The sequence below is a fragment of the Streptomyces sp. 2-1 genome (assembly GCF_048564895.1).
GTDB classification, from domain to species: domain Bacteria; phylum Actinomycetota; class Actinomycetes; order Streptomycetales; family Streptomycetaceae; genus Streptomyces; species Streptomyces phaeochromogenes.
Genome location: NZ_CP183383.1, coordinates 8,596,142 through 8,610,064, shown reverse-complemented (window position 1 = coordinate 8,610,064; position 13,923 = coordinate 8,596,142). Strand labels below are relative to the sequence as shown.

The following is a 13,923-nucleotide window of genomic DNA, read 5'->3' as shown; positions in this document are numbered from 1 at the left end:
GGACCGACTGAGAGCCCGGGACCCAACTCATGGATACCTTCGCTTACTTGACCCGGCGGGTCCTCCAGGCCCTCGTGGTGATCCTCATCGTCACGGTCGTGGTCTTCTGTCTGCTGCACGCGCTGCCCGGGGGTCCCGCACGCGGGATCCTCGGCCCGCAGGCCACGGCCCAGCAGATCGCGGCCTTCAACCACGAGCAGGGCCTGGACCGTTCGCTCCCCGTCCAGTACCTCTACTACCTGCGCACGCTGGTCCAGGGTGACCTCGGCACCTCGTACACGCTCAACGAGGGGGTCTTCCAGCTCATCGAGCAGCGGCTGCCCAAGACGCTCGTCCTGACCGTGCTGTCCGCGCTCGTCGGGCTGCTGCTGGCGATCCCGCTCGGCATGTGGCAGGCGGTGCGGCGCAACAGGCCGGTGGACTACGTCATCACCACGCTGAGCTTCGTGGCGTACGCGACTCCCGTGTACTTCCTGGGACTTGTGCTCGTGCTCGTGTTCACCCAGTGGCTGAACTGGTTCCCCTCGCAGGCGCCCCAGGGCGAGACGCTCGCGGACGTGTTCGCGCAGCCGGGCGCCCTGGTGCTGCCGGTGGTCGCGGGGGCCGCGTCGATGGTCGCCGTGTTCAGCCGGTACATGCGGGCGGCGACGCTGGAGAACCTCCAGGAGGACTACGTACGGACCGCGCGGGCCGGCGGTTCGCGGCCCCGCGCGATCCTGTGGCGGCACGTCTTCCGCAACTCGCTCACGCCCGTCGTCGCGATGCTCGGCTACTACGTGCCCGTGCTCTTCGGCGGTGCGCTCGTCGTCGAGCAGCTCTTCAACTACCCGGGAATGGGGCTGCTGTTCTGGAGCGCGGCACAGTCCTCCGACTATCCGGTGCTGCTCGGCTGTGTGCTCGTCATCTCCGTCGCGACCGTCGTCGGCACGCTGCTCGCCGACGTCGTCCAGCGGATCATCGACCCTCGTGTGAAGGCGGGCCGGACATGAGTGCCGTACTCCAGACCGAGGCGGCCACACGGGAGTTGGCCACCGGATACCGCCTCTCCGTGCGGCGGTTCGCGCGCAACAGGCTAGCGGTGGCAGGGCTGTTGGTGGTCCTCCTCTTCCTGTTGTTCTGCTTCGTGGGCCCGTTGGTGTACTCGACCGACCAGACCCACACCGACCTCACCCAGGTGAATCTCGCGCCGAGCGGTGCGCACTGGCTCGGCACCGACGCGGTCGGGCACGACGAGCTGGGGCGGCTGATGTTCGGCGGGAAGGTGTCGCTCCTCGTCGGACTCGCGGCCGGGCTCCTCGCGACGGTCATCGGGACGCTGTGGGGCGCGGTCGCCGGGTACGCGGGCGGCTGGGTCGACGCGGTCATGATGCGGGTCGTGGACGCCGGGATCGCCATCCCGGCGCTCTTCATCCTGCTCGTCGTCTCGGCGATCACGACCCCGGACTCGCTCGGGCTGATCCTCATCCTGGGGTTCGTGTCCTGGCTCGTCCCGTCCCGGCTCGTACGGGCGGAGACACTCACGCTGAAGAGCCGCGACTACGTGCTGACGCTCCGCGCGATCGGCGGGACCCACGGCCGGGCGATCTTCCGGCACATCCTGCCGAACTCGGTCTCGACGATCGTGGTCGCGGCGACGTTCCAGGTCGCCGACGCGATCCTGCTCGTCGCGTACGTCTCGTACCTCGGACTCGGTGTCCAGCCGCCCTCGACCGACTGGGGCGGAATGCTGTCGGCCGGGCTGACGGCCGCGTACTCCGGGCGCTGGTGGCTCATCGTGCCGCCGGGCCTCGCGATCATCCTCGTCGTGTGCGCGTTCAACGCGGTCGGGGACGGGCTGCGGGACGCGTTCGACGTGAAGGGGCGGGCGTGATGGGGACGACGGAGACGAGCGGTGTGGGCAGTAAGGGCGGCACTGGCGGCATCCTGGAGGTCGAGGACCTCGGGGTGACCTTCTCCACGGAGACGGGTGACGTGCCCGCCGTGCGCGGGGTGTCGCTGCACGTACGGCCCGGGGAGACACTGGCGCTGGTCGGCGAGTCCGGGTCCGGGAAGTCGACGGTCGCGCTCGCCGCGATGGGGCTGCTGCCGGGGAACGCGCGGGCGTCGGGCCGGGCCTCGGTCGACGGCACGGACGTCGTCGACGCCGCCGAGACCGACCTCATGGGTTTGCGGGGGCGCACGGTGTCGATGGTGTTCCAGGAGCCCGCGACCGCCCTCGATCCGCTGACCCGGATCGGGGCGCAGATCGCGGAAGTCGTACGCAACCACCGGCCGGTCTCCGCGCGCGAAGCCGCCGGAGAGGCGGTCGGACTACTGCGCCGGGTCGGTATCCCGGATCCGGAGAAGCGGGCGTCCGCGTACCCCTTCCAGCTGTCCGGCGGACAGCGCCAACGCGTGGTCATCGCCATGGCGATCGCGAACTCCCCGAGCCTCCTGATCGCCGACGAGCCGACCACCGCGCTCGACGTCACCGTCCAGGCCGAGATCCTCGACCTGCTCCGCGCCCTCGCGGCGGACTCCGGCACCGGCGTCCTCCTCGTCACCCACAACATGGGCGTCGTCGCGGACTTCGCCGACCGCGTCGCGGTGATGCTGGCCGGCGAGATCGTGGAGACCGGCCCCGTGGAAGAGGTCCTGCTGCGGCCGACGCACGAGTACACGAAGCGGTTGCTGGCGGCTGTGCCGCGGTTGACTGTGGCGGGGGTGGGTGGCTCGGCCGTGGCTGGGTCTCCGCCGGGCGGCGACGCGGCGGTCATTGGCAAGGCGGCTGACGGCGCCGCGCTGCCCCCGCCCGCTGTCGTCGCGTCCCACCGCCACAGCCCGGAACCCGCAGCCAAGCCCGACGACCCCTCCGGCCCCCCAGTCGTCCAACTGCACGGCGTCTCCGTGCGGTTCGGCCGTGGGCCGCGGGCCGTGCAGGCACTGGATGACGTATCGCTGACCGTGTGGCCCGGGGAAACCCTCGGGCTCGTCGGGGAGTCCGGGTCGGGCAAGTCGACGGCGGCGCGGGTCGCGCTCGGGCTGGTGGGGCCCTCCTCCGGGTCGGTGTCGTTGTTCGGTGCCGATCTTCGGCGGGCCAGGGGGCGTGCTCGCCGGGCTCTGCTCTCCGGGGTCGGTGTGGTGTTGCAGGACCCGGTGGCCTCGTTGGACGCGCGGATGAGCGTGGCGGAGTGTGTCGCCGAGCCGTTGCGGGTGCACCGCCGGGGGATGGCGGCGGCCGAGCGCCGGGAGCGGGTCGCGGAGGTGCTCGAACGCGTGCGGCTGCCCAGGGAGTTGGCGGGCCGCGGGCCGCGCGAGCTGTCCGGCGGGCAACGGCAGCGGGTGAGTCTCGCCCGGGCGCTGGTGCTCGAACCCCGGCTGCTGGTCGCCGACGAGCCGACGAGCGCGCTCGACGTCAGCGTGCAGCAGACCGTCCTCGACGTGATCGCCGAGCTGCAGGACGAGCTCGGCTTCGCCTGCCTCTTCGTCTCCCACGACCTCGCGGTCGTCCAGCAGTTCGCGCGCCGGGTCGTCGTGATGCGGGCGGGCCGGGTCGAGGAGGAGGGCGCCACGGCGACCACCCTCACCCACCCGGAGACGGACTACACCCGCCGGCTCATCGCCGCCGTGCCCGTACCCGACCCGGTGCTCCAACGTGTGCGCCGTACCGACCGACAGGCCGCGCTCGCCGCCGCCGGAACGGAGGGCGGGGCGTGACCGCACCCCAGCCGCGTCCACCCCACCCGCGTCAACCCGAGCGACGTCCACACGCCCCCGGCTCTCCGCCCGCCTCCACGCCCGAGGTATTCGCCGGTGTCGACATCGGCGGCACGACCACTCAGGTCGTGCTCTGCACGCCCGAACTCGACGTCGTGGACAACCACGAGGTGCCCACCCCGGCCGCGGAGGGCGGCACGGCGATGGTCGGCGCGGCACTCGACGCCCTGGGACTGCTCCTGGCGCGCACACCGGCCCGGCTGCGCGCGGTCGGGGTGGGCGCGGCGGGTGTGGTCGACGCCCGCGCCGGACGCGTCCTGGTGGCCAGCGACTCGTTCCACGCCTGGGCCGGGTTCGAGGTGACGGCGACGATGGAGGCCGCGCTCGGCGTACCGGTCTTCCTCGACAACGACGTCAACGCGTTCCTGCGCGGCGAGGTGGCCCGGGGCGCCGTCGCTGGCGAGCAGCATGTCCTCGGCATGACGCTCGGCACGGGGGTCGGCGGCGCGCTGTGGCTGGACGGGGCGCTGTACGAGGGGCCGCGGGGCGCGGCGGGCGAGACGGGCCACATCCCGGGCTTCGGAGACCTCCCGTGCACCTGCGGCGGCCACGGCCATCTGGAGACCCTGGCCTCCGGCCGGTCCATCACCGCCCGGTACGGCGAACGGACCGGGCTCGACCGCAGCGCCCGCGCCGTCGCCGAGGCGGCGGAGCGCGGCGACCCGGACGCGCTCGCCGTGTACGAGGCCGCCGGCGCCGCGGTCGCCCGCGCGATCCTGATCACCGCGGGCATGCTGGACGTCGCCACCTTCGTGATCGGCGGCGGGGTCAGCGGCGCGTGGACGCTCCTGGAGCCGTCGATCCGGGCCGCGCTCACCGCCGAACCCCCCGTCAGCGGCCACCCGCTCAGGGTCGTACGGGCCGGCCTCGGCAGCGCGGCCGTCGCGGTCGGGGCGGCCTCCCGCGCGCGTACGGAATCCAGGGAACCTCTCGCTCCGCTCCGGCCCCTCTCCGAAGGCACCAACTCGGCCACTTTCAAGAGTGGTTGACCGCTTCTCACTCCACCTCATGATCAAAAAAGACAACTCCGGCCATCTGGGCGCTCACTTGACTACCAGGCGTCACACACGATTGGCTCCGGCCAGCAAAAGTCCGACAGTCGGCACACATGATCCGCCGACGGTCACACCGACTTCACGCTCCCCTTCCGCTTGCCCGGCCGCACAGCGAGGTGCCATACCCCCATGAACACCACTCCCTCAGGTCCCGTCCCCGCAGGATCCGCCCGCGGCACCGCTCTGGCCGCCGCCGTCGCGGCCGTCTGTCTGCTCGCGTCCGGCTGTTCCGGTTCCGGAGGATCGGACGCGGACGCGGGCTCGGACGCCGACGCGACGGGCAAGGCGAGCGCCGGCGGGATCAAGGTCGCCCTGATCACCCACGGCGCCCCCAACGACGCCTTCTGGGAGCTGGTGAAGAAGGGCGCGCAGGCGGCTGCCGCCAAGGACGGCATCGCCCTGACGTACGAGAGCAACCCCGACTCCAAGGGCCAGGCCGATCTGGTGCGGGAGGCGATCGCCGACCGGGTCGACGGGATAGCGGTGACCCTGGCCAAGCCGGAGGCCATGAAGAGCGCGGTCGCCGCGGCCAGGGCGGCGGGCATCCCCGTGGTCGGCCTCAACTCCGGTATCGACGCCTGGAAGTCCGGGGGTCTGCTGCAGTACTTCGGCCAGGACGAGAGCGTCGCGGGCCAGGCGGTCGGCGACAAACTGGATTCCCTGCGCGCCAAGCACGCCCTGTGCGTCATCCACGAACGGGGCAACGTCGCCGTGGAGGCCCGCTGCGCCGGGGTGAAGAAGACGTTCGCCGGCCGGACCGAGATGCACTACGTGGACGGCACCGACATGGACGCCGTGACCGACTCCGTGGCCGCCGCCCTGCGACAGGACCGGACCATCGACGAAGTCGTCATGAACGGCGCGGAGTTCGCGCTCGCGGCCGTGAAGTCGGTGAAGAAGGCGGGCAGCAAGGCCGAGGTCGCCACCTTCGACCTGAACAAGGACCTGGTGAAGGCCGTGCGCAGCGGGGACGTGCAGTTCGCCGTGGACCAACAGCCCTATCTGCAGGGCTACCTCGCCGTGGACGCGTTCTGGCTGTACAAGACCAACGGCAACTTCAGCGGCGGCGGAGAGGAGCCCGTGCTCACCGGACCGGCCTTCGTCACCAAGCAGAACGTCGCCGCGGTCTCCAAGTTCGCGGCCAACGGAACACGGTGAACCGCCGCGCCGGACCCGTCGATCCGGCGCCGTCAGGTAACAGCGTCGCCAAGGTTTGGGGTACTCACGGTGCGTACGGTCACTTGTACGGATAGCATCCTGCGCATCCCCTGTGCTGTATCGGACACGCGGTCACCAGCCGCCCTTGTCCCCTCTCTCACCCCTGCTGACCACCCGACTTCCGCCAAGACCCCCTCCGCTCACCGCTGATCGCTCTAGGACGACGATGTCTCCACGGACAGGCTCCCGCCGCCGTCTCGGCTCCATACGTCTCTCACTGATCCTGCTGGCTCTGGTGCCCAGCGTCACCCTCGCCGCCATGTGGGGCGTGACGACGATCCAGATGTTCTCGGAGGGTCTGCGGCTGCGGGACCAGACGGAGCTCAGCAAGTCGACCGGGGCCATGGGCACCGAGGCGACGCTCGCGCTGCAGCGGGAGCGCAGTCTGTCGGCCGTACTGCTGGCCAGGCCGGGCAGTTCGCGTACGGCCCTGGACGAGCAGCGGGCCCGTACCGACAAGGCGGTCGCGACACTCGTCGGCCAGTCCGACGCGATCCAGAAGGCCCCCGAGCGGATCAGCGACCGGATGTACTCGGTCATCGCGTCGGTGGGCAGCCTGGAGTACTACCGGGGCCAGGTGGACAACCCCACCGACATCACTCCCGACCAGGCGCTGGACCAGTACACCTCGATCATCGACGACCAGATCCACGCCTTCCAGGAGCTCTCCCAGGTCGACGACGGCGAACTCACCTCGCAGGCGGGCCCGCTGGTCGCCCTGGAGCACTCGGCCGAGCTGGTCTCCCAGGAGGACGCCCAGCTGCACCTGGCCTGGCCGTCCGGGAAGCTCGACGAGAACGCGTGGAACCACTACGTCCAGCTGGTCAACACGAAGCGCTGGCTCGTCGAGGACCAGTTGGTGCCCTCGCTGCGCGGCTCGGTGAAGACACAGACCGAGCGGATCCTCCAGGGTCCGGAGTGGAAGGCGCTGGAGGGCGTCGAGGACCAGGTCGTCGCGGCCCGCGCGAAGGGCCTCACCGACGGCCGGAAGATCACCCTGCCGGACGCGCAGAAGCGGTGGAGCCCCGCGTTCGACAAGCTCGGCGACCAGTACACCGCCCTGATCCGCCAGGAGACGGCGGCGCTGCTGGAACGCAGTGACGACAGGGCCGAGGACCTGCTGATCAAGGCGGCCGCGCTGAGCACCGGCGGCTTCGTCGCCCTGCTGGTGTGCGTCCTGATGTCCTGGCGGATCACCCGCTCCCTCTCCCGGCGGCTGCGCGGGCTGCGTATCGCCACCCTCAGCCTGGCCGAGGAGCGGCTGCCCGACGTGGTGGCACGTCTCAACCGCGGCGAGAAGGTCGACGTGGAGTCGGCCACGCCACCGCTGGACTACGGCCGCGACGAACTCGGGCAGGTGGCCCAGGCGTTCAACGCAGCACAGCGCACAGCCGTCCACACCGCGGTCGAACTCGCCGACACCAGGCGCGGGTTCCAGAAGGTCATCCTGGGCATCGCCCGGCAGAGCCAGAACCTGGTCAACCTCCAGCTCACCAAGCTGGACGCGCTGGAACGCCAGCACCAGGACCCGGAGATCCTCAAGGGCCTGTACGAACTGGACTCCACCGCGAGCCAGTTGCGCCGCTACGAGGAGAACCTCGTCATCATCAGCGGCGAGCAGCCGCGCCGCAGCTGGACCGAACCGGTCGCGCTGATCGACATCCTGCGCAGCGCCGTCGGTGAGGTCGCCGAGTACCAGCGGGTGGAGGTGAACACCGACGAGGAGGTGTTCCTCACCCCGCCGGCGGTGGCGGACGTCATCCACCTGCTGGCCGAACTCATCGACAACGCGACCGCGTACTCCCCCGCGCCCAGCCCGGTCGGGGTGCGGGCCGGGATGGTCGCCAAGGGGCTGGCCGTCGAGATCGAGGACCGCGGTCTCGGCATGTCCGACGAGGACTACGCGTCGTTCAACGCCCAGTTGACGACAGCCCCGCAGTTCGACGTGGTGGCGCTCGCCGACGACCTGCGGCTCGGCATGTTCGTCGTCGCCCGGCTCGCCACCCGGCACGGCATCGCCGTCACACTGCGGTCCTCGCCGTACGGGGGCACCACCGCGATCGTGCTGATCCCGCACGAGATCGTGGTGCGCGAGGCCCTCGAATTCGAACCACCCTCCGCCGACGCGGAGAACGCGAACGGGGCCCTGCCGGCCGCCCGGGAGCAGGGCGGGGAGCAGGCCGACGGGCCGGTGGCGGAGCCGGTCGGCGTCGCCGCGAAGAGTTCGGCGGACCGGATCCCGGGCACGGACCGGCAGACCCACGAGCGCTCGCGGGAGGCGCAGCCCGTCGCCCGGGCGCGGACACCTCAGGCGGCCGAGGCCCGGGTCGCCGCCGGTACGGCCCGCTCCGGTACGGCCGCGGCGGGGTCCGGCGGCATCGCCCCGCTGCCGCGCCGGGTGCCGCAGACCAGCCTGGCCGCCGAGCTGCGGGAGGACGTGCCGCCGGCCGCGTCCGCCGAGGCCGACGACCCCTTCGCGGACTTCACCGCGGAGCGCGCGGCCTCCTCCCTCTCCGGTTTCCAGCGCGGAACGCTCCAGGCGCGTGACAACGACACGGATACGGCGTACGACCAAGGGGAAGAACCAGCACCCGAAGGCGCATCCGTCACCTCGACTCCGCCCGCAGACCGCTCATGAAGGACAGAGAAATGACACGCCCCATCCCCGCCACGCACAGCCAGCTCGACCAGCTGCTCACCGGACTGGTGGACCGGGTCGCCGAGGTGAACCACGCCGTCGTGCTCTCCGAGGACGGACTGGTCGTCAGCAGGTCGACGGGGTTCCTACGTGATGACGCCGAGCGCCTCGCGGCGACCGCGTCCGGTCTGATGAGCCTCAGCAAGGGCGTCAGCATGGACTTCCGCGGCGGCCCCGTGCGCCAGGCGCTCATCGAGATGGCCAACAGTTACCTGATACTCAGCACGGCCGGGCCGGGCGCCCATCTGGCCGTGCTCACCAGCCAGGGTGCGGACGTCGGCGTGGTCGCGTACCAGATGAACATGCTGGTGAAGAAGATCGGCGAACACCTCAGCGCGGCACCGCGGGCGGGCGTCGCCGTCACCGACAACGGCGAGTGAAGTGAACGGAGGCGACGCGAGCGGCCGTCTGGTGCGGCCGTTCACGCTGACCGGCGGCCGTACCCGGCCCAGCCGCACCGACTTCACCCTCATCACGTCGGTCACCACGGTGGACCCGCCGCCCGACCGGGCCGCGCGGCCGCAGCCCGAGCACGCGCGGATCCTGCGGCTGTGTGCGAAGCCGGTCGTGGTCGCGGAGCTCGCCGCCCAGCTCGACCTGCCCGTCAGCGTGGTGTGCATCATGCTCTGCGACCTGCTGGAGGCGGGCCGGATCGTCGCCCACGCCCCACGCCAGATCTCCCGAACCTCGGACATGGACCTGCTGCAGAAAGTGAGGGACGGCCTTGGCCGGCTCTGACCCCGTCATCCAGGGGACCTCAGCACCCGACACGGTCAAGATCCTGATCGCCGGGGGATTCGGCGTCGGCAAGACCACCATGGTCGGCGCGGTCAGCGAGATCGTGCCGCTGCGCACCGAGGAACCGCTGACCTCGGCCGGCCTGGGCGTCGACGACCTCAACGGCATCCCGGAGAAGCACGCCACGACGGTGGCCCTGGACTTCGGCCGGATCACGCTCAGCCAGGAACTCGTGCTGTATCTCTTCGGCACGCCGGGGCAGCAGCGGTTCTGGTTCATGTGGAACGACCTGGCCATCGGTGCCCTGGGCGCCGTCGTCCTCGTCGACGTCCGCCGCCCGGAGTCCAGCTTCGCCGCCATCGACTTCTTCGAGCGGCGCGACATCCCCTTCGTCGTCGGCGTCAACGGCTTCCACGGCGAGCATCCGTACGCAGCGGACGAGATCCGGGACGCCCTGGCCCTGCCGGAACACACCCACGTACTGCTCTGCGACGCCCGGGACCGGGAGTCGTGCCGGGACGTACTGATAGCGCTGATAGACCAGTTGATAGCCACGTCGGCACAGAGCAACGGAAGCGGACGGCCGAGCGGGCGGGTGTGAGGCCCCTTGGAGGGACGGCCGGGGCGGGGCGGCACCGGAACTGGGCGCCACCCTGCCCGACTTGATGATCCATCAGGAATGCCCCGCCGCGTCGGCGCGGAGCGCGTGATGCGCGGACACGTCCGCCGCAGCAGCCGTCAGGCCGTCGTGGCGGGAACGAACGAGCGCCGGGACCAGTGACCGGGCCGTACCCCCCACAGGGCGCCCCCCGGCCCCTCCTCCGCACGACCCACACTCCGCACGGCCCGTACTCCGTGGAGGGTGGCCCGCGTCGCCCGCCCGCCCGCGCCCCTTCCGCTCCCGGACACCGTCGCGTCACACCGGGCGGGCACGTTTCGGTCGTCCCCTCCTGTCTCGCCCTGTATCCGTCCGCCCCGCTCCCCGCGCGGGTGTGACGCGGAAGGACGACGTGCGCCGTGTCCCTGCTGCCGCTCGACACCACCGTCCCCCGGGCGCTCCCCACGCCCGCCCCCGCCCCCTCTGCATCCCCGTCCCCCTCACCTTCCCCTTCCCGCTCCCGCTTCTCCGCCGCCGCGCGCCTGACCCGCTGGACGCTGAGCCTGCTCCCGCTCCTCCTCATCGGGGTGTGGGCGGTGCTCGACTGGCGTGCCGTCCGTGACGGCGCCGCCCGGCTGGCCTCCGCAGACCCCTGGTGGCTGCTGGCCGCGGCCCTGTTCACCTGCCTGGGCTGGGTGGCCGCCGCGTGTGTGCGGCAGGGCGCCATCCCGGACCGGCTGCCGCCGGGACTGCTGCTGGCCTCCCAGGTCGCCGCGGGTACCGCGAACCACGTACTCCCGGCGAGCATCGGCGCCCACGCCGTCACCCTGCGCTTCCTTCAGGGCCGCGGCATCCCCCTGGCCAGGGCCACCGCCTCGCTCGCCCTGTACTCACTGGTCAAGCCGATCGCGAAGACGCTGGTGCTCCTTGTCTTCATGGTGGCCTTCCCGGAGTTGCTGCACCTCGGTGAACTCGTCCCGGACGTACGGACCATGCTCCTGGTCGCCGGTGCCGTGACCCTCGGGTTCGGCTCGGCCGCGCTGCTGGTGACCACCGTGCGTCCGCTGCGCCGCCCGGCCCTCGACTGCGTACGCACCGCCCTGACCGACGTCCGCGTGCTGCACACCCGGCCGGCCCGGATCCTCGCCCTCTGGGGCGGTTCGGCCGTGACCCCGCTGCTCCAGGGCAGCGTGATCGCCACGGTCGGGTTCTCGCTCGGGCTGCCGCTGTCCTGGGCGCAGGTGATCCTCGCGCTGCTCCTCGCCAGTACGGCGGTCGGAGCCGTGCCCGCGCCCGGCGGCATCGGGCCGGTCGACGCGGCCCTGGTGTTCACGATGGTCGCGTTCGGCGCACCGGTCGGCATCGCCGCGGCGACCGTCATCGGCTACCGCGTCCTGACGGTCTGGGTACCCCTGCTGCCCGGCGCACTGGTCCTGTCGATCCTGGTACACCGCAAGGTGCTGTGAGCCGCACCGGACGACGGGCGCCGCCACGGGCCACTGGACCGCAGGAGGTTACGCCTCGCCTCTCCCGAGATCGAGCCGCCCGACGTGGGCCACGTTCCCCCGGTCCTCGGCGTCCTCGCTGGCCTCCGCGCCGAACCACGCGTCGAGGATCTCCTTGAGCAACGGCTCGGACGTCAGCCGAAGACTGAGCGCCAGCACATTGGCGTCGTTCCACCGCCGCGCGCCCTGGGCGGTGTACGCGTCCGTGCACAGCGCGGCCCGCACCCCGGGCACCTTGTTCGCGGCGATCGACGCACCGGTCCCGGTCCAGCAGCACACGACCGCCTGGTCCGCGTCCCCGGCAGCGACCCGACGAGCCGCCGTTTCCGAGCACACCGCCCACTGCGGATCGTCCCCGGGGCTCAACGCCCCGTACGCCAGCACCTCGTGACCACGCCCACGCAACTCTTCGAGCAGGGCACGGGCGACGGGTTCGTCCATGTCGGAGGAGACGGAGATCCGCATGTCCCGGAGCCTACCGCCCCCTCCTTCCGCTGGTGGGGAGGGCGACGGCTGGGGGATGATGCGGCCATGGCCGAGATCAGCAACTCGCTGTGGAACGACGACATCACGGCGTCCCACTACCGCGAGGAGACCGCTCCGTACCAGGCGGCGGTCTTCGAGCAGTACAAGCTGTGCGTGGAGATGGCCGACCGGGTCAGCGCCCGACGCAATCTGGCCAACACGTTCTTCCTCACGCTCAACAGCGGTCTGGTCGCCTTCCTCGGCGCGTGGCTGTCCCAGCCGCAGCGGCGCGGCCTCTCGGTGCTCCTCCTGCTGGCGGGGCTCCTGGTCCTGCTGGCCATCTGCGTCGCCTGGTGGTTCACCGTCCGCTCCTACCAGCAGTTGAACGACGGGAAGTGGAAGGTGATCGGGGCCCTTGAGGAGCGGCTGCCGACCCGCGCGTTCTCGGCCGCCGAGTGGAAGGCGCTCGACGAGGGCCAGGACTGGCGCGTCTATCTGCCGCTGACCCACGTCGAACGGTGGGTTCCCCTCATCTTCGCCGGCACCTACCTCCTGGGCTTCGCCGCCCTGGCCCTGTGAACCGCACCGTGACCGTGCCCGACTCCCCGCCCCGCGCCGGGTGTTGGGCGATGCGGCAGATACGTTCCCCCGCCCGGAAGGGAGTTGTCGCATGACCACGATCGCCGTCACCGGACACATGGACCTGGCCGAGGAGGCCACCGGGCCGGTACGCGCCGCTCTCCGCGCGCTGTTGGCGGAATTCCGCGGTGACACGCTGGTGGGGCGCTCGTGCCTGGCCGTCGGCGCCGACTCCCTGTTCGCCGAGGAGATCCTCGCGCTCGGCGGCCGGCTGTCGGTGATCCTCCCGTCCCGGGACTACCGGGAGGCGGTGGTACGCCCGGAGGACCTGGCGCGCTTCGACGCCCTGCGGGACGCCGCCGAGGACGTGACCGTGATGCCGTACGAGCATGCGGGGCGCGAGGCCTACGAGGCGGCCAACGACCGTCTCCTGCAGCAGGCGCACCGGCTGGTGGCGGTGTGGGACGGCGCTGCGCCGTCGGGCCGGGGCGGCGGCACCGCGGACACGGTGGCACTCGCGCGGGCGGCCGGAATGGCGGTCGACGTGGTGTGGCCCTCCGGCGCCCGAAGAACCGGCGCACAGACCTGAGAAGACCTGAGACCGGCCCGCCCGGCCGCCCGGCCCCGGATCAGCACGGCGCGCATGGCGGCACCTCGATGGATCATTTCCGGCCATGTCGATGGAAGAGGCATCAACTCGGCCGGATCAGCCGCGAGTTGATCGGCACGCCCCTAGAATCGGCGCAACGTCGCGACCGCACACGGTCGTGCTGCGCCAATGAAGACCGCGTCGAGCAGGGGCTGCCGTCAGGCTCATCCCTCGGTGCTACGCGTGTGTGAACGGGGGCTTTTCCATGCCCGGTGGCGACATCACCAGCGGGGCGTTGTTCGCGTTGCCGTTGGTCGTGCCCCGATCCACCGAGTACACGCGCCTCGGTGTACCGCCCGAGGCGACGGCCGACGAGATCCGGGCGGCAGCCGCCCGGTACGACGCGCGGCTCCAGGCACGCGGTGCGAGCGAGGAGGAGATCGCCGCCGCGCACGCCGTCAGCCTGGAGAGCGCCGAGGCCCGGGCCGCGCACGACGCACGGTATCCGCCGCTCCCACTGCTGCGCCTTGAACCGACCTGGGAGCCGGTACTCGACGAGCGGGACGCCGGTCTGACGGTGCTGCGCAGGGAGATCGAGGCCTTCCTGACGGCCGCCGGTGAACCTGTGCACCACCCCTCGGACACGACCCGTACGGATTTCAGCGGCGACTTCACCCGCACGCATCTGCTCGACGGCTTCGCCGACGAGTGAACCCCGGAGG

Annotated in this window: 14 protein-coding genes; 13 read left to right on the top strand and 1 reads right to left on the bottom strand. The window is 71.6% G+C overall.

Going from position 1 to position 13,923, the window contains the following annotated elements:
* Positions 1-29 precede the first annotated feature (29 nt).
* The 10 genes from ACN20J_RS37925 to ACN20J_RS37880 all read left to right on the top strand — a co-directional run bounded on the left by ACN20J_RS37925 (position 30) and on the right by ACN20J_RS37880 (position 11,529).
* A complete protein-coding gene (locus ACN20J_RS37925) occupies positions 30-989 on the top strand; it encodes an ABC transporter permease (RefSeq protein WP_361993382.1) in 960 nt (319 codons plus the stop codon).
* The gene (locus tag ACN20J_RS37920; protein ID WP_419667643.1) at positions 986-1,870 is read left to right on the top strand and encodes an ABC transporter permease; all 885 of its coding nucleotides are present in this window, start codon (positions 986-988) and stop codon (positions 1,868-1,870) included. Before ACN20J_RS37925 ends, ACN20J_RS37920 begins: the two co-directional genes overlap by 4 nt.
* The gene (locus ACN20J_RS37915; RefSeq protein ID WP_190226956.1) at positions 1,870-3,696 is read left to right on the top strand and encodes a dipeptide ABC transporter ATP-binding protein; all 1,827 of its coding nucleotides are present in this window, start codon (positions 1,870-1,872) and stop codon (positions 3,694-3,696) included. The genes ACN20J_RS37920 and ACN20J_RS37915 overlap by 1 nt, the downstream gene beginning before the upstream one ends.
* A gap of 104 nt (positions 3,697-3,800) precedes the next feature.
* A complete protein-coding gene (locus tag ACN20J_RS37910) occupies positions 3,801-4,745 on the top strand; it encodes an ROK family protein (RefSeq protein ID WP_246574948.1) in 945 nt (314 codons plus the stop codon).
* A 195-nt stretch (positions 4,746-4,940) separates the two neighbouring features.
* Positions 4,941-5,969, top strand: coding sequence for a substrate-binding domain-containing protein (locus tag ACN20J_RS37905; protein WP_190226954.1), 1,029 nt, complete (start codon positions 4,941-4,943; stop codon positions 5,967-5,969).
* A gap of 226 nt (positions 5,970-6,195) precedes the next feature.
* The gene (locus ACN20J_RS37900; protein WP_419667642.1) at positions 6,196-8,667 is read left to right on the top strand and encodes a nitrate- and nitrite sensing domain-containing protein; all 2,472 of its coding nucleotides are present in this window, start codon (positions 6,196-6,198) and stop codon (positions 8,665-8,667) included.
* Between the two features lie 11 nt (positions 8,668-8,678).
* On the top strand, positions 8,679-9,107 hold the full coding sequence (locus ACN20J_RS37895; protein ID WP_055617928.1) for a roadblock/LC7 domain-containing protein: 429 nt from the start codon (positions 8,679-8,681) through the stop codon (positions 9,105-9,107).
* A gap of 1 nt (position 9,108) precedes the next feature.
* Positions 9,109-9,465, top strand: coding sequence for a DUF742 domain-containing protein (locus tag ACN20J_RS37890; protein ID WP_189841317.1), 357 nt, complete (start codon positions 9,109-9,111; stop codon positions 9,463-9,465).
* A complete protein-coding gene (locus ACN20J_RS37885; protein ID WP_189841316.1) occupies positions 9,452-10,066 on the top strand; it encodes a GTP-binding protein in 615 nt (204 codons plus the stop codon). Before ACN20J_RS37890 ends, ACN20J_RS37885 begins: the two co-directional genes overlap by 14 nt.
* A 416-nt stretch (positions 10,067-10,482) precedes the next feature.
* Positions 10,483-11,529 (top strand): lysylphosphatidylglycerol synthase transmembrane domain-containing protein, encoded by a 1,047-nt coding sequence (locus ACN20J_RS37880; protein ID WP_419667641.1) that lies wholly within the window; start codon positions 10,483-10,485, stop codon positions 11,527-11,529.
* Between the two features lie 48 nt (positions 11,530-11,577).
* On the opposite strand, the gene ACN20J_RS37875 is transcribed toward ACN20J_RS37880, so the two are convergent.
* Positions 11,578-12,033 (bottom strand): RpiB/LacA/LacB family sugar-phosphate isomerase, encoded by a 456-nt coding sequence (locus ACN20J_RS37875; RefSeq protein WP_362302106.1) that lies wholly within the window; start codon positions 12,031-12,033, stop codon positions 11,578-11,580.
* Positions 12,034-12,099: 66 nt separating this feature from the next.
* On the opposite strand from ACN20J_RS37875, the gene ACN20J_RS37870 reads away from it, so the two are divergent.
* The 3 genes from ACN20J_RS37870 (at position 12,100) to ACN20J_RS37860 (ending at position 13,913) form a co-directional block, all read left to right on the top strand.
* Complete coding sequence (locus ACN20J_RS37870) at positions 12,100-12,612, top strand: RipA family octameric membrane protein (RefSeq protein WP_107102323.1); 513 nt, start codon at positions 12,100-12,102, stop codon at positions 12,610-12,612.
* A 91-nt stretch (positions 12,613-12,703) separates the two neighbouring features.
* The gene (locus ACN20J_RS37865) at positions 12,704-13,201 is read left to right on the top strand and encodes a hypothetical protein (protein ID WP_419667640.1); all 498 of its coding nucleotides are present in this window, start codon (positions 12,704-12,706) and stop codon (positions 13,199-13,201) included.
* 265 nt (positions 13,202-13,466) lie between these two features.
* The gene (locus tag ACN20J_RS37860; RefSeq protein ID WP_055611531.1) at positions 13,467-13,913 is read left to right on the top strand and encodes a hypothetical protein; all 447 of its coding nucleotides are present in this window, start codon (positions 13,467-13,469) and stop codon (positions 13,911-13,913) included.
* Positions 13,914-13,923: the final 10 nt, after the last annotated feature.

Bases quoted from the DNA above. Each gene is read 5' to 3' on its own strand.
- ACN20J_RS37925 (WP_361993382.1), top strand. From the start codon at position 30: ATGGATACCTTCGCTTACTTGACCCGGCGGGTCCTCCAGGCCCTCGTG.
- ACN20J_RS37920 (WP_419667643.1), top strand. From the start codon at position 986: ATGAGTGCCGTACTCCAGACCGAGGCGGCCACACGGGAGTTGGCCACC.
- ACN20J_RS37915 (WP_190226956.1), top strand. From the start codon at position 1,870: ATGGGGACGACGGAGACGAGCGGTGTGGGCAGTAAGGGCGGCACTGGC.
- ACN20J_RS37905 (WP_190226954.1), top strand. From the start codon at position 4,941: ATGAACACCACTCCCTCAGGTCCCGTCCCCGCAGGATCCGCCCGCGGC.
- ACN20J_RS37900 (WP_419667642.1), top strand. From the start codon at position 6,196: ATGTCTCCACGGACAGGCTCCCGCCGCCGTCTCGGCTCCATACGTCTC.
- ACN20J_RS37895 (WP_055617928.1), top strand. From the start codon at position 8,679: ATGACACGCCCCATCCCCGCCACGCACAGCCAGCTCGACCAGCTGCTC.
- ACN20J_RS37875 (WP_362302106.1), bottom strand. From the start codon at position 12,033: ATGCGGATCTCCGTCTCCTCCGACATGGACGAACCCGTCGCCCGTGCC.
- ACN20J_RS37870 (WP_107102323.1), top strand. From the start codon at position 12,100: ATGGCCGAGATCAGCAACTCGCTGTGGAACGACGACATCACGGCGTCC.
- ACN20J_RS37865 (WP_419667640.1), top strand. From the start codon at position 12,704: ATGACCACGATCGCCGTCACCGGACACATGGACCTGGCCGAGGAGGCC.
- ACN20J_RS37860 (WP_055611531.1), top strand. From the start codon at position 13,467: ATGCCCGGTGGCGACATCACCAGCGGGGCGTTGTTCGCGTTGCCGTTG.